This window comes from Phaeodactylibacter luteus (assembly GCF_007993045.1).
Lineage (GTDB): Bacteria > Bacteroidota > Bacteroidia > Chitinophagales > Saprospiraceae > Phaeodactylibacter > Phaeodactylibacter luteus.
The window spans coordinates 106,191-125,555 of record NZ_VOOR01000008.1 but is presented as its reverse complement, the minus strand read 5'-3'; the positions used below and the strand labels follow the sequence as shown (position 1 = coordinate 125,555).

The window sequence follows — 19,365 nt, the reverse complement described above, 5'->3', positions numbered from 1 at the left end:
TCTTTTGACTCAAAATAACACTACCCTTTACCCTACACTTTGCCAAAGCCCGTCGTTTTTCTTGCTGGTATTTGATTAAATTTGATGGACGGGGCTTGCCCCTTTCCCAAACCATACTCTTCTCAAAACCAGCAATTATGCTCAAATTCCTACAGCTTACCTTTTTGACATTTGCCCTTGGCTGGAGCAGCCCGGCACTCGCCCAGGTTGTGTACAGCGAGCCAGCATTCCCTACCGCCTCTGACGAGGTCACCCTATTTTTTAATGCCGCAGCCGGCAACGGCGGGCTAGAAGACTGCAACTGTAATGTTTACCTGCACACCGGTGTCATTACAGAGCAAAGCACAGCACCGTCAGACTGGCGGTATGTGCCAACGACTTGGGGGCAGGCCAATGCAGCCTGGCAAATGCAGCCCGTTCCGGGCGAAGCCAACCTTTACCAGTACACCTTCAGCCCTTCCGTGCGGGAATACTACAATGTACCAGCGGGAGAAGCCATAGAGCAGATGGCTTTTGTATTCCGCAATGCGACCGGGAGTCAGACCGGGCGTGCTGAAGGCGGAGGCGATATCTTTCTGGAGCTTTTTGAAGAAGGCGGCACAGGCTTCAATGCGGCCCTGCAATCGCCGGGGAGCAATGCCATCATAGCGCAGTCTGGCTCTATCATTCCCGTAAGGGTTGCCGCCACAGAAGAAGCCAGCATTACCATTACCGACAATGGGGAGGAGCTCATCAGCACTGTCACCAGCCTGCTTGAATACGACTTGACCGCCGGAGGGGAAGGCACCCACTTGGTTGAAATTACCGTGGCCAACGATGAGGACGTGGTCGTGCTGGAATTTGCCTACGCTGTTCCACTAGACCTCCCCGCAATGGATGTGCCGGCCGGGCTGGAGCCGGGCATTACTTTTTCAGAAGGCACCCTACAGCTCAACCTCTTCGCCCCAGACAAATCCCACATTTTTGTACTGGGCAGTTTCAACAGCTACCGGCCTTTGACGGAATACCAGATGACGCCCTCCCCAAGTGGCCATTGGTGGATTGAAATTCCGGGGCTGGACGAAGAAGGGCCTCACACTTTTCAATACCTGGTAGATGGAGAAATCCGGGTGGCAGACCCCTACAGCACCGTAGTGCTCGACCCTGGCAACGACCCTTTCATAGGTGAGGAAGTTTACCCCAACCTGCCTGCTTACCCCGATAACGCACAGGGCATTGTGAGCTTGGTGGACCCGCAGGTAGCCGAGTACGACTGGCAGGTGGAAGATTTTCAGCGCCCCGCCAAGGAGCGCTTGGTCATTTACGAGCTCTTAGTGCGCGACTTCCTCGCCAGCCACAGCTATACCGACCTTATTGACACCCTGGACTACCTGTCTCGGCTCGGCATCAACGCCATAGAGCTGATGCCCGTCAACGAATTCGAGGGGAACATCAGCTGGGGGTACAACCCTTCTTTCCACATGGCGCTCGACAAATACTACGGCCCAATTTATGAATTCAAAAGGCTGGTAGATGCTTGCCATGCCCGGGGCATAGCCGTCATCCTAGACGTAGTCTACAACCATGCTTTCAGCCAAAGCCCCCTGGCCCAGCTTTATTGGGATGAGAACAACTTCCGCCCAGCAGCAGACAACCCCTGGCTCAATGTAACGCCCAAGCACCCCTTCAATGTAGGATACGACTTCAACCACGAAAGCCTGGCCACCCGGGAGTTTGTCAAGCGTACCATACGGTACTGGCTGGAGGAGATGAAACTGGACGGTTTCCGCTTTGATTTGTCCAAAGGGTTCACACAAGTAGAAAATACAGATGTAGGCGCTTGGAGCGCCTACGATGCTTCCCGCCTGGTCATCCTGAAAGATTATGCAGATGAAGTATGGAACACTACGCCCGGGGCCTATGCCATCATGGAGCACTTCGGCTCTTGGGAAGAGGAGCTGGAAATGGCTGAATATGGGGAAGGGATGCTGATGTGGAACAATATGCAGCCTCAGTACAAAAACGCAGTGCTCGGCTTCGGCTCCAACCTTGGCGGGGCTTCCTACCTCGAGAGGGGCTGGGAAACGCCGGGGCTAGTCTCTTTTATGGAAAGCCATGATGAGGAGCGCCTGATGTACGAAGCCTTGGAATTTGGGAATATGCAAGGCGGTTACAACGTACGGGAGCTGGAGACCGCCTTGTCTCGGGTAGAAGCCGGCGCCCTGATGTTTTACACCATCCCTGGCCCTAAGATGCTGTGGCAGTTTGGAGAGCAGGGCTACGATTTCTCTATCAACTACTGTGAGGACGGCAGCATCAATGAAGATTGCCGGACAGGGCCCAAGCCTATCCGCTGGGATTACCTGGAGGAGGAAGCCCGCCGCCACCTTTATGAACGGATGAGCGAAATCATCCTCCTGACCCGTAGCAATGAGATTTTCCAGTCTGGAGCGCTCACCTATGAGCTCAATGGGAGCGCCAAAAAAATCCAATTGGAGCACGAGGGGGATCGTGCCGTGGCCGTCGCCAATTTTGGCATGACAGCTGGCAGCGTACCCCAAGCTTTCACGCAGACCGGCTGGTGGTATGAATATTTTACTGGCGATAGCCTACAGGTTTTAACGCCCAACCAGCTGCTGCCGCTAGAGCCCGGCGAATACCGCCTTTATACGACTTCCCCTCTGGAGACGCCGGTCAGCACAGCGGAAGCGGAAGCCGCATCCGGGCTGGGGCTCCGCCTATCGCCCAACCCTGCCCAAAACGAAGTATGGCTAAGCTATGACCTGACAAGTGCAGCTGCCGTAAGGGCGGAAGTCTACAACCTTCAAGGGCAGCAGCTGCAGGCTGTCGAACTGGGCCAGCAGCCTTCCGGCTGGCACATCAGCCAGCTTCCCCTATCGCTCCCTCAGGGGCTCTACATCGTAAGGCTGACCGCAGGCCTGCAGGCTCAGTCGGCCAAACTTATTGTCCGGTAGCCCAATAGCGGGCAAAGGGTGCTCCAAGCCCTTTGCCCGCCATTTTTCATCGAGCAAAACAAGCGTTTAATAGATTATCCTGCGCGGGTTTGCCGATTTTTGCCATATTTACAGAGCAATTTGCGCTTAACCGCCAAATTGCCAGGCAAGCCCGCCACGCTTGCCTCATCATTGCCCATCATCTGTTTATTTATGCTTTGCCTGTTGCAGCGGCCCTGCAAATGGGCAATTGTATACCTAAAAGCAGTTAGCAATGACCGTACTCGCAGGCAGCACTTTCCATACTCCACAACGGCTAATCCGGGTTTCTGAGCAATTGAGCGCTTTCAACCTCGACTTCGAGGACCTGATCATCCACTCCCGTACCCAAGTTTTCGAAAAGCACGTGCCGGACTCCGGCTTGTCCATCAAACTGGGCCATATAGGCGAAGAGCACTTTTTCATTGATGGGCAGCGCCATAGCATAGGCCCCAACGAGTACCTGCTCGTCAATAGGCATCAGGCTTTCGACTGCTACCTGAAAAGCCCTACGCCCGTGGAAGGCTTCTGCCTTTACCTTGGCCAGCCTGTCATACAGGAAGCAGCTGCACTGCTCTTGCGCACCGAAGAAAGCCTGCTAGACCTGCCGGATGCCTCTGCCGAAGCCGAGCCGTCCTTTTGGGAAAAAATCTACCGGACTTCAGAAAACGAGCTGGGCCAGTACCTCGAATGGCTACGCCCGCGTATGGCAAGCGGTGAAGGCATAGACTTCAATCGGGTGTTTTTTGATACGGCTACAGTGCTGCTCAGGAGCCACTGGAAAATACAGACAGAAATGCAGGGCATCGCCTGCAGCAGGAAGTCTACACGGGAGGAGCTCTACCGCCGCCTTTGTATTGCCCGCACCTATATCTTCGACCACTATCGGCAGGATATTCAACTGGAGGAGCTGTCACGGGTGGCGATGCTCTCCAAGTACCACCTGCTGCGCTCTTACAAACAGGCATTCAACATCACGCCTTATCAACAGGTGTTGGAGATGAGGCTGGCGCAAGCCCGGGAGCTCGTACTACAGGGCGGCAACTTGGAAAACATAGCCCAAGACCTTGGCTTTTCTGACCGCCGGTCGTTCACCAAAGCTTTCAAACGGGCCTATGGCATGGCGCCCTCTCATTACCGGGAGCACTGCTAACCCTGCTGTACCATACCTATCTTCGTATCTTTAGCGCTTGCCCGAAGCGGTCCCATTTTGAAAATAAAGGACTTCTACCTACCTGCCGTGCCATTGTTGCCGGCAGGGTGTAGCGAATTCACTACATTTGAGCGGGCGCAAACCAGATTGTCTTTTTTTGGCCCGCCCCCTCCGCAAGGATAGGGGCCTGCCCCTGCCGCAAGGAGAGGGCCAGTGGGCAGGTGCCGCTATGCTACGGGGCTCGCTATCCGCTCGGCCCTGCCGGGCTTGCCACCCCTTCGCAGCGCTAGGCCAATGCCAGCCTAAAGCCAGAAAAGCATAAACGCCTGCGACATTTGAGTTCACGCCCATTTGAGCATAGCGGGCTAAATGAAAATTCAGCGAGGAAGCTGGGTCCATAAAGCATTGATTTGCAACAAGAACCAATTCCACGCATGCTTTTAGCCCTCACCTTGTGTAGACAACCTCCAGATCATACTGTATGACGCTGCCTCTAAGGATAATAGTGCGCTTGGCACAAATGGCTCCCGCTTTAGCGCTGTGCCGCTTTGGTGGCTTGGCTTTGCTGAAGCGGCCCCCTAGGACGGACACACATTGGATATTCGTGCTGGCGCTGCTAGCCGCAGGGTGTACAGCTGGCCCGCCGCTCAAGGTACAGCTCGCCACGCCTGAGCAAGGGCAAAAGCTCATCTTGGATGATACCATTGGCCATTTTTTCCGCCAGATTTCTGCGGTGGATATGGCCTTGCAAATAGGCTTGCCCCCCTATGAAGCAACGGAAAGGGATGCCCTGCTGCCCAAGTATCGACAGCACCTTGCCCGGGAGCCCTTGGCCTTTGCCCCAGAAGAGGCCCGCCTCATCCAACAACTGATGGAGGAGGCTTTAGAATTGGTAGGCCAAGCGTTGCCCGGCTTGTTTACAGATACCATTCGGCTGGCAAAAATAAAAGGGGAAGCCTATGGCACTAGCGTATACTTCACCAGGGGGCGTACCATTTTTGTGCCGGAACAGGAGCTGTTCGACGACAACCGCTCCCTTCTGCCGGTCCTTATCCACGAGCTTTTCCACATCTACTCGCGCTACCACCCTGCTCAGCGGGACTCGCTTTACCGGATTATTGGCTTTGAGCCGGTACAAAAGCCAGTACAATTGGGAAGGGCCCTGGCCAGCAGCCTCCTGCTCAACCCAGACGGCTTTGAGCTCAGCCATGCGATCAGGCTGGAGGACGGCAAGGCTTATCTGCCGCTTTTACAGGCTGACACCGCTGGCTGGGCACCTCAGCGCCCCTATCTGAGCTACTTAACATTCAGGCTTTTCCCCCTTCTGGAGATGGATGGGCACCTAACCGTTGAGGAATTGCCCCTGTCTCCGCAGGCATCACCTGGCTTCAACCGGCAGATTGGCGACAATACCCATTACATCATCCACCCAGATGAAATCTTGGCTGACAACTTTGTAATCCTTGTGCTTCAGCAGAGTGGGCGCGACAACTACCGGATGGAAAAATACTCTGACCGGGGGCAGGCAATACTGCGGGAGATGAAAGCGCTGCTACAATCGGAGCACAGCGGCAAAACAGGCCCAAACTGAGCCCAAAGGCATACCCGGCTGGGCAGGGAGGCCAATGCTACAGCTACTCCTTTGCTAAACCCTGCACAGCGTGCCGCGCCAGCGATGCGGAGCAGTGCAGGCACAGCCTGCAGCCCGAAGGGCCGAAAGCTGCGTAGCGTAGCGCCCCGCCACCGGGGCTGCAGCAGAGCGGCGGGGGGCGCCCTATACCATTTGTACTTGCCGGCATAGCAATAGCCAGCCACCTGCCGCAAACCGCACAGATGGCTGGCTTAAGCCAAAATCCTTAAATCTTTCTCCAAACAAGTGCTCAGTGGGGCAGCATGCGCCCGGGCCCACTACCGGTCTTCGATCAAGAAGGGGGCAGAGTAGGCGTAAGTGAGCATATCGTAGGTGGTAAGGATGCCAATGAGGCGGCCTTTGTCTACCACCGGCAGGGCGTGAAATAGGTTTTCGCGGAAAAAGCCAGCTGCCATTTCGAGGCTGTCGTCCGGGGCGAGCGTAGCTACTTGCCGGGTCATGACCTCTCCCACTAGCAAGGAGCGCATAATGGCATCGTTGTAGGTCTCGCTGTGCCGGGTCTTGAACAGGGTGAAGCCGTGCTGCAGCCGCAGGTAATCTGATTGGCTGATGATGCCGACGACTTTCTCCTGCTCTACGACAGGGATATGGTGAATGTTGTTTTTCCGGAAGATGGCCTGCACCTCGTCCATCGTATCGGAGGGGCTGACGGTAATAACAGGGGTGCTCATGATCTGAGCTACGGTGATGGTTCTATCTTTCATGGCGGAGGCATTTTCGGGTTAAGGGGATAAAGGCAGCGCTACTCTTCAAATGCAGCTTCCGTTTTTGCAGGCTCGGCTTCTCCAAAGCTGAATGCGAGCAGATCGTGGGTGGTGATGAGCCCGATGAGCTCGTTGTCTTCTACAATGGGTAGCGCATGGAATTTATTAGCCAAGAAGATGTCGGCAGCGAGCCCCACGGTATCGTCGGGGTCAAGGGTAACGGGGTAGCGGGTCATGATATCGGCAGCCTTCAAGGCAGTATATTCTTTTTCGGAATAGGTGCGGCCGGTGGTCTGCAAGGAAAGGACATAGGCCAGCTTGAACACATCCTCTTTGCTGATGATGCCGGCCAGCTGCCCTCCGGGCATAGTGACCGGTAGGTGGTGGAAGTCATTTTCGCGGAACAAGTCCTGTACGAACTTCACGGGCTGGTCCGGGCGAACGGTCACCAGGTCGGTGGTCATGATGTTTCTGATGATGGTGTCCGGTTTCATAATGGCGAGGTTTGAGCAGCTGTGTGCTGCGGTGAATCAGCTTTCGCTAAAAAGGTATTGCTTTGGGCTCCCAGGCCAGGAAGGGTTAAAAAACCTCTGTGGCGCCTTGCCCGGCAAAAAAGCTCTGCGTGCCCCGGTAGTCCCCGAACTTTCGGAGGACATCCATGAACTCCGCTTGGAGCTGACGGGCGGGGCCTTCTATATGCGCCCTACTGCCTTGAGCGGTGGCCTGCAGGAAGGTTTGTAGGGCTTCGGCTACCTGCCGCTGCTCAAATCGCAGCTGCGCGAGGCCTTCCTTGTCAAAGCCATAGACTGCGGGGTCTTCAGGCCCAAGCATCAGCTGCCGCCACTCGCGCTGCAGCCCAAGGGCGAGGTGTTCTACTTCCCCCCATTCCATCAGGCAGAGCTGTTCATCGCAGGCGGCCTCTGCAAGCACTTCCAAGCCACCCTGGAAATCGTAAAGCCCATCGAGGTAATAAGGGATATCGTAAAGCCCCCTGAGGACCATGAGCTCGTACTTGGCGTGCTCCATTTGATTGGCCGCCAGGTAGGGGCAGTTGGCATCTATGGCATAATAGGCATCGGCCAGCCATTCGTCTATGCGGCAGAGCTGCGGCTCCTCAGCGGGGAAACGCCCTTGCAGTTGCCCCCGCAAACGTTGCCAACGGTGCTCTAGGAAGAACACAGCTTTCTTCGCCTGATCGCTATTGCCTTGCATGGCGTAATCCATAGCTGGTATCAAGGCTTGATCAAACTGTGCCATCGCAGGGCGGAGGTCAATGCGGCGCCCCCCGGTAAGCAGGATGGCTGCGGCGAGCAGCAAGGCTAAAGGTATGGTCCGTATCGCTTTCATGGTGGCCGGTATTGTTTTGTATTCCAAAAGTACCGGCATTATAGGAGGCAAGCTGATGATTTTAATCAGGGCGGCAAGGTGATTTCAATCAGGGGTATAAAGATAGCGCAAAACATTTTTTTAATCAAAAAACATACAAACAGCCTTTTTATAATCAAATAACATAAACCCCTGTTTATCAAATGATTAAAAATCAGGTTAGGAGGTAAACAACTGATAAACAGCCCCCTGTTTTATGCATAAAATGTTTTATTACTTGATTTTAAAAAACATTTTGTGCATTTTTGTTGCATCACAATACCAATTGTAGCTTATGGAACTTCAGGTATACGTCAGCAAGAAAGGGACAAGGGTAGTCGCCGCCACGGGCCTGCATCAGGCGCTGCAGCTCACCGACCATCACTATGCAACGAACGTGAAGCGCTGGATTACCGAAGTGTATGCATTCCGGGATGACATCCGCAGGCCAGAGAAGCTGCGGGACTTTGCCCCGCGCAAAGCAGTTGGCCCCAATTTGCTCAAGGACTATTACCTCAGCCTTGAGCTGGCCCGGCTGATCACCCTGAATTCCAAAAGCAAAGTCAAGCTCAAATATGCCAAATGGCTATTGCATCAGGAGCAGGAAGAAGGCGGTGCGGCGCAATGGTCAAATGCGCAGATTTTGAAAATCTTAGAACTGACAAAGGCGATGAGCATGCTCTCCTGTCAGGAAGCGGCAGAACAGCAGCACCTCAAGGTATACGAAAAGCGGAATGGCGGGCAAACCGCCAATTGGTGGAAGTACCGCGCTCAGGTCATGGGGTATTCTGCAGCAGGGCTACGTAAGAAGCTCTTGGCTATAGGCCATTCTCCTGCCGGGCAGACACAGCGTCAGATGCTGCTGCAGCTGGACCGGCACGAATTGATCCGCACGGGCATGATCGACTATTTCATGGCCATGGGCAAGCCGGCGCCTTTCGCGCAGGCGGTAGGTGATCTGGCCAAGCAGTTTGCCCGAGAGCTCGATGTAGAGCTGCAGGATGACCGGCAGGGGATGGCGTCACTGTTTGCACCACAAGCCAACGATGGCATTGTACGCGAAATCAGGAATTACGAGCCGCAGCGGGCTGCAGCTGCTTGGTCCCAAGCGGGTTAATGCCGGGGCAGGGCAACACCGGCTCTTATTCTTCAGCGGGCGGGCTGTCAATCAGTACTTCGAGGATTTGTGCAGCTGCCTTAGCGATTTTTGTGCCGGGCCCGAAGACCCCAGCAACGCCCTGTTCGTACAGGAATGCATAGTCCTGAGCCGGGATGACCCCGCCGACTACGACCATGATATCTTCCCGTCCGAGACCTTCCAGAGCTTTGAGAGTGGCTGGCACAAGTGTTTTGTGGCCAGCGGCCAGAGAGGAAATGCCTAATATGTGGACGTCGTTTTCGGCAGCCTGCCTTGCTGCCTCGGCTGGGGTCTGGAAAAGCGGGCCTATGTCTACATCGAAGCCGAGGTCTGCGAAACTAGTCGCGATGACCTTAGCACCGCGGTCGTGCCCGTCTTGCCCTAGTTTGGCGACCATAATACGAGGGCGGCGGCCTTCGAGGGCGGCAAATTCATCGGCCAGCTCCCTTGCCCGTTTGAACTCTTCGTTGTGGCTGATTTCGCTAGAGTAAACCCCAGATACGGATTTGGTCTGGGCTACAAACCGCCCGAAGTGCCGCTCCATAGCCGCGGATATTTCCCCGAGGGTGGCACGTGCGCGGGCAGCGGCTACTGCCTTATCGAGCAGATTGCCCTGCCCTTTTGCAGCGCACTGATAGAGCTCATCCAATGCTTTTTGGGCCTTGGCTTCGTCCCGGGCTGCTTTCACCGCATTGATGCGCCGTATCTGAGCATCCCGCACGGCAGTATTGTCCACCTCCAAGATGTCGATAGGGTCTTCTGCTTCCCGCTGGAATACGTTCACGCCTACGATCTGATCTTTGCCGCTATCGATGCGGGCTTGCTTACGGGCAGCTGCCTCTTCAATACGAAGCTTCGGCAAGCCCTCTTCAATAGCTTTTGCCATCCCGCCTAAAGCTTCAACTTCTTCGATCAGCTCCCAAGCCCGCTGAGCGAGATGGTGGGTTAGGTACTCTACGTAGTAACTACCGGCCCAAGGGTCGACGAGCTTGGTCACATCCGTTTCCGATTGCAAGTAGATCTGTGTATCCCTGGCGATTTTGGCTGAGAAATCGGTTGGCAGGGCAATGGCTTCGTCCAGGCTATTGGTATGCAAGGATTGTGTGCCGCCCAACACCGCAGCAAGGGCCTCAATGGTAGTACGCCCTACATTATTAAAGGGATCCTGCTCAGTAAGCGACCAGCCGGAAGTTTGGGAATGGGTCCGCAGCGCCATAGACTTAGGGTTCTGCGGGTTGAACTGCTTGACGATTTTTGCCCAGAGCATACGGGCCGCCCGCATTTTGGCAATCTCCATAAAGTGGTTCATACCTATGCCCCAGAAAAAAGACAACCGGGGCGCAAAGTCGTCGATCTTGAGCCCTGCTTTCAAGCCAGCACGGATGTACTCCAGGCCATCGCCAAGGGTGTAAGCCAACTCGATATCAGCCGTAGCCCCAGCCTCGTGCATGTGGTAACCGCTGATGCTGATGGAATTGAAGCGCGGCATACGCTGAGCAGTGTACTCGAAGATATCCGCGATAATGCGCATAGAGGGCAGGGGCGGATAGATATAAGTGTTGCGCACCATAAACTCCTTCAGGATGTCATTTTGGATGGTGCCGCTGAGCTGTTCTGGCTTTACGCCCTGTTCTTCCGCCGCTACGATATAAAATGCCATGACCGGGATGACAGCCCCATTCATGGTCATAGAAACCGACATTTTGTCTAGAGGGATTTGATCGAAGAGGACTTTCATGTCTTCTACCGTATCTATGGCCACTCCTGCTTTGCCCACATCGCCCGATACACGCTCGTGATCAGAGTCGTACCCTCTGTGGGTGGCTAGGTCGAACGCAACAGAAAGCCCTTTTTGCCCCTGTTCTAGATTGCGGCGGTAAAAAGCATTGCTCTCTTCTGCTGTAGAAAAGCCAGCATACTGCCGGATGGTCCAAGGGCGCACCGTATACATAGAACTGTAAGGCCCCCTTAGGTAAGGGGGCAGGCCTGCGGCGTAAGACAAATGCGTTACGCCCTGTAGATCTTCGGCAGTAAGTGCCGGGGCAACAGATATGCGTTCGGGGGTTTGCCAGCTATCCTCTTTGGAAGGCGTATCCCGCAGCAATTCAAAATCGAGTGCGATCTGGCTGAAGTCAGGGCGTGCCATAATGCGGTCCATTTTGGTGTAGCTCCAAATATAGCAAATGCAGGGCAGGACAGCCGTGATCTTTTAAAAAATCAAAGGTGGACTAGCCCTGCCCTGCCCTTATTCCAAACGGAAGCGCACCGGCAGGCTCATCTGCACCCGAACCGGGCGGCCTCTTTGCAGGCCCGGCGACCACTGAGGCATGTCATTAAGGACACGCAGTACCTCCTTGCCACAGCCGCCCCCAATGTCCCGCATAATCTCTGCCTGAGAGATGGAGCCATCTTTTTCGATGACAAACCTGGCCACCACCGTGCCTTCCAAGGCCGATTCTCTCGCTATCGGCGGGTAGCGGATCTGGCTGTAAAGGTACTGCAGCAGGGCTCGGTCGCTGCAGGCCTGCCGTTCTGATTTGCCGTGGCCCTGCTCTCGGCAGGGGCCGAAGGCTGGCATTTCTTCCACGACCTGAAAGATGGGCGGGGGCTCGTTGCCGGGGGCAGGTGGCGACGGCAAAGGGGGCGCGGTAGCCCATACAGCAGGCGAGGGCTCAGCAAAGGCTAAAGGCTCAGGCCCTGGCTCGGCTGGCAAAACGGGCTCGGGCAGGGGCGCTGCTGCCAGCGGCTCTGCCTCCGCAGAAGGCATAAAGACGGGAGGGGCTGTACGCCGGGGCTCGGGGAAGTGTGTGCGCACGACCTCTATCTCCGGCTCCCCCGGGCTCAGCTCTAGGGGATAGCCGGCTGCCGGATGGCCGGGCACCGTCCACTGAAACGCTAAGATGGCAATGAGCAGGGCTACAATCAGCCCTACCTTGAAAAATAAAGGCTGATCACGCCTAAGCCTTGAAATATCTGTCCGTTTTTTCATGGTGGCTTGGTTTTGTGCCACCGGGCCCGATGTGCGATGAAAAACAAAGGTTCGTATTTTGCAACTGCACGCCATGCCTGCCTCAGAAGGGCAGAGCCTTCAACTGTTTGGCAGGCATACAACTTCAAAGATGCTAAGGTGTTTCCTTTTGGTGTATTTGCCAGCTTGACTTTCCCCCTCTCCTTGTGTATTATGCGGGCAAAGGCAAGCCCTATCAGCAAAAGCGTTGAGCAAGTGATTAGATTCGACCGATTTGAACTCAGCAACGGCCTCAGGGTCATCGTCCACGAAGACGATAGCACGCCCATGGCTGCCGTTAATGTATTGTACAACGTGGGAGCACGAGACGAGTCTCCCGACAAAACGGGCTTCGCCCACTTGTTCGAGCACCTGATGTTCGGCGGTTCAGCCAATGTGCCTGACTTTGACACCCCCATACAAATGGCCGGGGGCGAGAATAATGCCTTCACCAACAACGACATCACCAATTTTTACGACCTGCTGCCTGCCGAAAACCTCGAAACGGCTTTCTGGCTGGAATCTGACCGTATGCTCGCCCTCAACTTCGACGAGAAAGTGCTGGATGTGCAGCGCAAGGTCGTTATCGAAGAATTTAAAGAAACATGCCTGGATGAGCCCTATGGGGATGTCTGGCACCATATTGCAGATATGGCCTATAAGGTACACCCCTACCGCTGGCCTACAATCGGCAAAGTGCCCAAGCACGTAGAGGATGCTACGCTGGAAGACGTCAAGGCTTTCTTTTACAAATACTACCGCCCGAACAACGCCATATTAGCGGTAGCAGGCAATGTGAACGCAGAACAGGTCAGAATGCTCGCAGAAAAGTGGTTTGGGGACATCCCCCCAGGGCCCAAACACCTCAGGCAGCTGCCTCAGGAGCCCCCCCAAAAAAGACTGGAAAGGCGGATCAACGAAGCGAATGTCCCTGTCGATGCGCTTTACCTGGCATTCCACATGCCCTCGCGCTATCAGCGGGAGTATTACGTGGCCGACCTCCTGTCTGATGTGCTGTCCAATGGAGATTCCTCCCGCCTCTACCGCCGGCTCCTGAAAGAGCAGCAGTTGTTTACTGCCATAGACTGCTACGTGACGGGCAGCATCGACCCTGGCTTGTTTATCGTAGAAGGCAAGCCTGCCCCTGGGGTTTCCCTTGAAGCTTGTGCAGGCGCCATCTGGAAAGAGCTGGAACTGCTCAAAGCGGAGCCGGTGCCCGAAAGGGAGCTGCAGAAGCTGAAAAACAAGGTAGAAAGCACCCTGATTTTTTCTGAGCTCAATGTACTGAACAAAGCCATCAATCTAGCTTTCTTCGAACTCTTGGGCGACGCCGAGCTGATCAATCAGGAGGCGCAGTTCTATCAGGAGATCAGTAGCGAAGACCTGCATAAGGCTGCACAGGCCATCTTTACGGCAGAGAACTGCTCGGAGCTGTTCTATAAGGCTAAGCAAGCGGAAGCGCAGGGCGCCTAACCGAAGCGCTAAGGCAGGCGCAGTACATCGGATTCCGCAAACAGCGGGCTCTTAGGCAGCTGAACGCCCAGTGTGTCCCACAACACGCTTGGAATAGAAATATCTGCGAGGTAAAGCTCCCCCCTGAAATCCAGCACCGGAGCTTCGTACAAGGTATCCAATGGCAAGCCAAGGCTTAGTGTCGCCCGGGCCTTGGTACGGGCTGAAGCGGCCCCGGAAGGCGCCTCTACCGAGACTTTTGGGGCGGGTTGCCGGTTGAGCCAGGCAATAAGCCGTTCCTCCTCCCCTGTTGCATTGCCCTCCGCCCCTATGATCCCCTCCATGATGGCCTCGCTATCCAGCCGCTCCTGTGGGAGGTCGGACAAAGACAAGACCGTACAGCCCAATCGCTGCAAGACAGGGGCAGGCTCTTTTTGATAAATCGTAAGCTTCGCGCCCCAATTGCTGAGGCGCCGCGCCGCGCCGGCCGCTACCTCGCCTGCAAAGCCGGGCCCTGCTACCACGGTAAGCGGTTTGCCCCCAGGCTGCCCATCCAGAAAACGGTCCCTGACCAAGATAGCCATGCAACGGGAAGCGTTCTCCAATGCCTGCAGCGCAGAAACGCCATAATTCGGAAGGGCTTCAAATGCCTGTTGGCGCTGTGCCAGAGAGATGGTAGGGAGCTCGTCCCGAAAAACGCGTATGCTGCTCATGGTCGGATAAAAGGGTGTGCAAATGAACCTTAAAACAAAGGTGCGCAATACTACGGCATTCCGCCCGCTTTTCCTAGGCTTGGGCCGAATACCCTTTGCATATGCCCAAACCGGACACAACACTAGGCCCGCTCAGCCTATCACAAATAACAAGCCGGCATCTGGCGGGGCAAACCATGATATACTCCCCACGGGCGCAAACCTGATTGCTTTTTTCCCTGCCCCTGCCCAACGGGAGGGGGCCTGCCCCTGCCTAATGGCAGGGTGCCGCTATGCTCCGGGGCTCGCTATCCGCTCGGCCCTACCGGGCTTGCCACCCCTGCGCAGCGCTAGGCCGGTCCCCGCTATAGCCGATGCGCCTATTATACCTTCAAAATCTTAGCTGGCCTTTCGGCATTTTTATAAACCTCCAACATCGATGAAAAAGCCCTATGCCAGAAGTTTAGGGCCAAGAATACAATGCCTTGAGCAGGCACTGCTTGCAGCGGTAGCATAAATGCCGAAAATCCAGTTAGTTTTCATTAGGCTTGATGGGCCCTAGTGCGGCTAGACCGGATTATTTGATAGTATTTCCACGCTTAAGCCTTCTCTGGTGTTCGGCCTTTAATGGTCAAAAATTACGGCTCAATCTACTAGTGGTCTGTCAAGTGTTAATTTATGGGTTGAGTGGGAGCGAATTTTGAGGCTAATCAAGGCGGATGTTCCCGCGCATAGCAGCGCTACGTAAGGGGTTGTCCAACGAAGAGTAGCCTCAAAAGTCGCCGCAGGCAACCCCTAGTTTTAGCCTTGACAGACCACTAGGGCAATGTACTTGCCGCCAGGCTGTAGATGTCAGGCAGGTTCCTGCCGAGCTCGTTGTAGTCCAGCCCATACCCTACTACAAATTCATTGGGGATTTCGAAACCGGTATACTCGGCTTCAAAGGCAACCTTCCGGGCTTGTGGCTTAGAAAGCAGGGCTGCCACTTTCACTGATGCGGGCTTCTGCCGGGCCAGCTCGGGCAGGAAGGCATGCAGGGTCTGCCCAGTATCAATGATGTCTTCGACTAGTATCAGATGCCGGCCCTCTACGGGCTCCCGCAGCCCGATCATAGTCTTGACCGAACCGGTAGAAGAGGTGCCTTCGTAGGAGGAGAGCCGGACGAATGCAAAGTCGGCCTCAATCGGGCAAGCCCGGGCCAGATCGGCCATGAAAAGGAATGCCCCGTTTAGGATGCCGATGAACAGAGGCCGTTTGCCGGCATAGTCCTCCGCAATCTGCCGCCCCAGCTCTTGCACGCGCTCCTGAATCTGCCGGGCGCTGAGGTAAGGGGTGAAGGTCAGGTCGTGGAGCTGAACAGAATCTAGCATTGTGCATTTTACTTTTTATAAGGGTGAGGGAAAGGCCGCTTATTCCACCTCCAGCCCATATTTGTCAATCAGGTAGACCAGGCTGAGCATAGCGGCTGCGCCCAGCTCCAGCTCCCGCCGGTTGACCACGTCTGGCCCATCTATGGGCGTGTGGTGGTAGTCGAAATAGCGCTGGGAGTCTGGCTCAAAACCGAACAGCAGCCCTTTCTGGCTTTTCAGCCCTGATATATCAGCCCCGCTCCCGCCTTTGCGGAAGGATAGCCCATAGGGCTCGAGCAGGGGCAGCCACTCGATCGCTTTTTTGAACTTGGCATTAAATACCTCATCGTGGCCGTCTACCGTGAAACCACGCGGGGTGAAGCCGCCCCGGTCCGATTCTATGGCAGCGGTATGATATTCCTGGCCGGCATCCGACCACTCCCAATAGGCACGCCCGCCGCGCAGCCCATTCTCTTCGTTCATAAACAGCACGCAGCGGATGGTACGCTTGGGCCGGTAGCCAGCCAGCTTGATCTGCCGGAGCACTTCCATCGCATGTACACAGCCCGCCCCGTCATCATGCGCCCCGGTGCCCACATCCCAAGAGTCGAGGTGGCCGCCTACCAATATGATCTCTTCCGGGTGCACCGATCCGCGGATTTCGCCTATGACATTATAAGATAGCTTTTCCCCTAGCATCCGGCTTGTGTTGCGCAAGTAGACCCGTACGGGCTCTTCCTTCAACAGCTGGCTGAGCAGCTCTGCATCCAAAGTGCTGATGGCCAGGGCAGGGATGGGCAGGGCATCCTCAGTATAAACTGTAGAGCCCGTATGTGGAATATCATCAAGGCGGGTCGTGAGCGAACGGACCAAAGCGCCGACAGCCCCGTACTTAGACGCTCGGGAAGCGCCGTATACCCGCGCCCCGGCTGCTTTGCCGTAGGCATTGAAGGTATTCAGCTCTGTGGGGTCCATAGGGGTATTGAAAAAGACGATTTTACCGCGCAGCTGCTCCCCCAGGCTGTCGGCTTCTTCCAGGGTGCGCACTTCTACGACAGGAGCGGTCAGCCCCCTTGGGCCGGTACCTATAGAATTGCCCAAAGACAGGGCATTGAGGTCGATACTGCCCATTTTCAAGGAGTTGACAATGCGTACCTGTTCGGGCTCCCCCCTTTCCCAGTGGGGCACCATTACCGGCTGCAGCCAAACGGTGTCCAGCCCAAGGGTATCTAGCATCTGATAGGTGTACTCCACTGCAGCGGCTGCCTGAGGGGTGCCGGAAAGCCGGCCGCCTATGCGCCGAGTCAGATACTGAAGCCAGTCGGAGCAGGAGCTGTTGGTCAGGGTCTGATCATACAGTTTGCGGATAAAGAAGGCATCTTCAGTTTGTGCTTCTTGTGCCCGGGCCAGCGGGCAGAATAGGGCAAGCAGGAGGCCAAGCAGGGTGTAGCGCATAATTTCAAGGTTTGGAGCCAACATGGCCGAGTTGCAAAAATAGCAGGATTCTGCCGGTGGGCAATTTTGGCTGCGGGAAAAGGCTAGTGCCTCAAGCCATAAATCCTTGACACCCCAAGTTTCGTTATTTTCCGTCTACTCTTCGTTAAAGAACCGCTCCTTTAGCTCGGGCTAAAGTCGCGAACCTTCGCCTTGATTAGCCGGAAAATAACTTCAACTTAAGTATCAGAGATTTATGACTTAAGGCACTAGTGCGACTAGGCCGAATCATTTGATCGTATTTCCACGATTAAGCCTTTTCTGGTGCGTGGGCTTTAATGGCCAAAAATTACGGCTCAACCCACTAGCTAAAGGCCATGCTGCGGCCATTTGCGCCTGTAGGGCTATTTTTTTTTGAGGTTTTTTTATTCCGCCGGCTTAGCCTTGCTCGAGCAGAAGGCGCAGAACGCTGATTTGGATGAATATTCGGAATGAAAAGCTGTAGCCGAATTTTATTCCCGGCTAGGGGGCGCTGCATCCCTAAAATATCTAGTTGTTTCGATGTGAAAAAAGCGCTTGTGCGGTTTTTTTACAAAATCTCACGGTTTGTTTTTCCATCCGCAACCAAGAGCGACATTTTTTAATGAATTTGTAATTGTATTTTTTACACAAAGTACTTATCTTTGTATCAACATCAACTGATAAGGAAGCGGCAGCTGCAGAGCTGCCCATCTTCATAAAGATTATAATTTGGTTTTATTTGGTTAGGGCTGAGGTAGTGCTGTGGTAGCGCTGCCTCTTTTTTTTTGCCATTTGCCCACTGCGCCCGAGCCTAATAGCGTGCTACATCACACACAAAGTGGCGCAGCAGCCATAGCTGAACTGTTCATTCCCACCGTACGCTGACTTCTACCTCTTTTTCTTCTGACAAAGCGGTAGACTGTGCGGTCAGCAGCCGGTAGCCACTGCCCGGTGTGTAAGTCAGGTCCTGCCGTACATCTGCCACTGGGCTCTGCGTGCGGTTCTGTATTTTGATCTCCTTCACGTCCCCTTCTTCTGTAAACTGTATGGACAGAAGGCGGGTCTTCAAGCCCTCCACAAGCGCTTCGTAAGAGAGCGCCCGTACTTGGCCGCGCTCCAGTAGGGTATCCGCTCTGTACTTATCGGTCCATGCGGGCCGGTTGATATCAGAGCGGATGAAAACCTGCAGTTCTTTTTCATAATTGAGGCTGTCGAAGGGCAGGCTTTCCTGCTGCCCGTTCACGGCGACTTCTTTGCGTGCTTGGGGCTGCTGTTTTTGCAGCTGCTCTATTTCCTGCTCTACAAAGCCCTTCAGGTCAAAGAAAGGGGCTGCATTCAGGGATTCGGTAGGCGGTGCCGGGCTGCAGCCGATGAGGATGAGGGCAAAAAGGGCAAGCAGCAGGGGAGATGATGAGGGATAGCTCATGTTGGATTGGCTTTTGGGCAGCGGTCAGCGTGTTTAAATATAAGGATAGCGGATGTCAGTCAGGTAAAGGCCGTCGGGCGGTACGCTCAGGCTTTTGGGCAAGCGCACTTGCTGCTCCATAGCCTGCCGCACATCCTGCAAAGGCAGTTTGCCACGGCCGACGTTCAGGCACATGCCTACAATTAGGCGCACCATGCCCCTGAGGAACCGGTCGGCAGCGATGTGGAAAACGGCTGCCTGCCCGTCGGGGGCAAAGGCCCATTCCGCCCGCCGGAGGTCGCACCGCATGGTTTTAGCATCCGAATGCGTTTTGCAAAAGGGCAGGAAGGCTTCATACTGCAGCAGCAGGCTTGCTGCTTCTTGCAGCGCCCCATGTTCTAGGTGCTGGCCGTGTGGGTAGAAGAGCCTAGTGCCTTTGGCGAAGGGGTTCTTTCGGAAATCGATATGGTACTCATAGGCGCGGTGGGTGGCGTCAAAACGGGCGTGCGCTCCCTCCGGCACTTGGATGAAACGGTAGATGGCGATATCAGGTGGGAGGTACTTATTGATCCGGCTTAGAAAGCCCCGGGGCCATTCCCCCTCAAAGTCGAAGTGCAGGAAATACTGTTTGGCGTGCACGCCGGTATCGGTACGCCCGCAGCCGGTCACCGCAATTGAGGTATTGAGGATGGTGCTCAGGGCGTCTTCTAATGTCTGCTGTACAGAAACCTGACGGGGCTGATTTTGCCATCCGAAATAGTTGGCGCCGTTGTAAGCCAGTTCGGCGAAATATCGCATAGGCCTTGCTCGTGATGTTTTGCGAGATGGTAACACCCCCAACGGCGGGGTTGTTGCAATGCCCCCTTACTGCTTTTGGCTGCTGTGGCCCTTGCGCACTGATCGCGCTTTTGGTAAGCGGGCGTACAATTGGAGTAGCAGAGAAATAGTATTTTCCAAAGCTAATTTTGTTTAGCCTTAAAGGCAGGCCCCAATACCGCAAATCTTTTATAGCCTTTGCGAAT

Annotated in this window: 15 protein-coding genes; 5 read left to right on the top strand and 10 right to left on the bottom strand. The window is 54.9% G+C overall.

Going from position 1 to position 19,365, the window contains the following annotated elements; all coding sequences use genetic code 11:
- Positions 1 to 137 precede the first annotated feature (137 nt).
- The 3 genes from FRY97_RS05815 to FRY97_RS05805 all read left to right on the top strand — a co-directional run bounded on the left by FRY97_RS05815 (position 138) and on the right by FRY97_RS05805 (position 5,716).
- Complete coding sequence (locus tag FRY97_RS05815) at positions 138 to 2,954, top strand: alpha-amylase family glycosyl hydrolase (protein ID WP_147166497.1); 2,817 nt, start codon at positions 138 to 140, stop codon at positions 2,952 to 2,954.
- A 253-nt stretch (positions 2,955 to 3,207) separates the two neighbouring features.
- Positions 3,208 to 4,125: a helix-turn-helix domain-containing protein gene (locus FRY97_RS05810; RefSeq protein ID WP_147166496.1), complete on the top strand. Its 918-nt coding sequence runs from the start codon at positions 3,208 to 3,210 to the stop codon at positions 4,123 to 4,125.
- A gap of 604 nt (positions 4,126 to 4,729) precedes the next feature.
- Positions 4,730 to 5,716 (top strand): hypothetical protein, encoded by a 987-nt coding sequence (locus tag FRY97_RS05805; protein ID WP_147166495.1) that lies wholly within the window; start codon positions 4,730 to 4,732, stop codon positions 5,714 to 5,716.
- A 317-nt stretch (positions 5,717 to 6,033) separates the two neighbouring features.
- Here the strand turns inward: FRY97_RS05805 and FRY97_RS05800 are convergent, their stop codons facing one another.
- The 3 genes from FRY97_RS05800 to FRY97_RS05790 all read right to left on the bottom strand — a co-directional run bounded on the left by FRY97_RS05800 (position 6,034) and on the right by FRY97_RS05790 (position 7,827).
- Positions 6,034 to 6,480, bottom strand: a complete 447-nt coding sequence (locus FRY97_RS05800) for a CBS domain-containing protein (protein ID WP_147166494.1) — start codon at positions 6,478 to 6,480, stop codon at positions 6,034 to 6,036.
- Between the two features lie 38 nt (positions 6,481 to 6,518).
- Positions 6,519 to 6,974 (bottom strand): CBS domain-containing protein, encoded by a 456-nt coding sequence (locus tag FRY97_RS05795; RefSeq protein ID WP_147166493.1) that lies wholly within the window; start codon positions 6,972 to 6,974, stop codon positions 6,519 to 6,521.
- Positions 6,975 to 7,059: 85 nt separating this feature from the next.
- Complete coding sequence (locus FRY97_RS05790; RefSeq protein ID WP_147166492.1) at positions 7,060 to 7,827, bottom strand: hypothetical protein; 768 nt, start codon at positions 7,825 to 7,827, stop codon at positions 7,060 to 7,062.
- A gap of 313 nt (positions 7,828 to 8,140) precedes the next feature.
- On the opposite strand from FRY97_RS05790, the gene FRY97_RS05785 reads away from it, so the two are divergent.
- Complete coding sequence (locus FRY97_RS05785; protein WP_147166491.1) at positions 8,141 to 8,962, top strand: hypothetical protein; 822 nt, start codon at positions 8,141 to 8,143, stop codon at positions 8,960 to 8,962.
- A 25-nt stretch (positions 8,963 to 8,987) separates the two neighbouring features.
- On the opposite strand, the gene scpA is transcribed toward FRY97_RS05785, so the two are convergent.
- Together scpA and FRY97_RS05775 are read right to left on the bottom strand one after the other, a co-directional pair.
- Positions 8,988 to 11,129, bottom strand: coding sequence for a methylmalonyl-CoA mutase (scpA, locus tag FRY97_RS05780; RefSeq protein WP_147166490.1), 2,142 nt, complete (start codon positions 11,127 to 11,129; stop codon positions 8,988 to 8,990).
- Positions 11,130 to 11,228: 99 nt separating this feature from the next.
- Complete coding sequence (locus tag FRY97_RS05775) at positions 11,229 to 11,972, bottom strand: energy transducer TonB (RefSeq protein ID WP_170254519.1); 744 nt, start codon at positions 11,970 to 11,972, stop codon at positions 11,229 to 11,231.
- A gap of 234 nt (positions 11,973 to 12,206) precedes the next feature.
- Here FRY97_RS05775 and FRY97_RS05770 point away from each other — a divergent pair, with 234 nt between their 5' ends.
- Positions 12,207 to 13,463, top strand: coding sequence for a M16 family metallopeptidase (locus tag FRY97_RS05770; protein ID WP_147166488.1), 1,257 nt, complete (start codon positions 12,207 to 12,209; stop codon positions 13,461 to 13,463).
- Between the two features lie 8 nt (positions 13,464 to 13,471).
- On the opposite strand, the gene FRY97_RS05765 is transcribed toward FRY97_RS05770, so the two are convergent.
- From FRY97_RS05765 to truA, 5 genes are all read right to left on the bottom strand, one after another.
- A complete protein-coding gene (locus FRY97_RS05765; protein WP_147166487.1) occupies positions 13,472 to 14,155 on the bottom strand; it encodes an NAD(P)H-hydrate epimerase in 684 nt (227 codons plus the stop codon).
- A 797-nt stretch (positions 14,156 to 14,952) separates the two neighbouring features.
- Complete coding sequence (gene hpt, locus FRY97_RS05760; RefSeq protein WP_147166486.1) at positions 14,953 to 15,504, bottom strand: hypoxanthine phosphoribosyltransferase; 552 nt, start codon at positions 15,502 to 15,504, stop codon at positions 14,953 to 14,955.
- 39 nt (positions 15,505 to 15,543) lie between these two features.
- Positions 15,544 to 16,938, bottom strand: a complete 1,395-nt coding sequence (locus FRY97_RS05755) for a M20/M25/M40 family metallo-hydrolase (RefSeq protein ID WP_147166485.1) — start codon at positions 16,936 to 16,938, stop codon at positions 15,544 to 15,546.
- An 865-nt stretch (positions 16,939 to 17,803) separates the two neighbouring features.
- Positions 17,804 to 18,364: a hypothetical protein gene (locus FRY97_RS05750; protein ID WP_147166484.1), complete on the bottom strand. Its 561-nt coding sequence runs from the start codon at positions 18,362 to 18,364 to the stop codon at positions 17,804 to 17,806.
- Positions 18,365 to 18,397: 33 nt separating this feature from the next.
- The gene (gene truA / locus FRY97_RS05745) at positions 18,398 to 19,141 is read right to left on the bottom strand and encodes a tRNA pseudouridine(38-40) synthase TruA (protein ID WP_147166483.1); all 744 of its coding nucleotides are present in this window, start codon (positions 19,139 to 19,141) and stop codon (positions 18,398 to 18,400) included.
- Between the last annotated feature and the right edge of the window lie 224 nt (positions 19,142 to 19,365).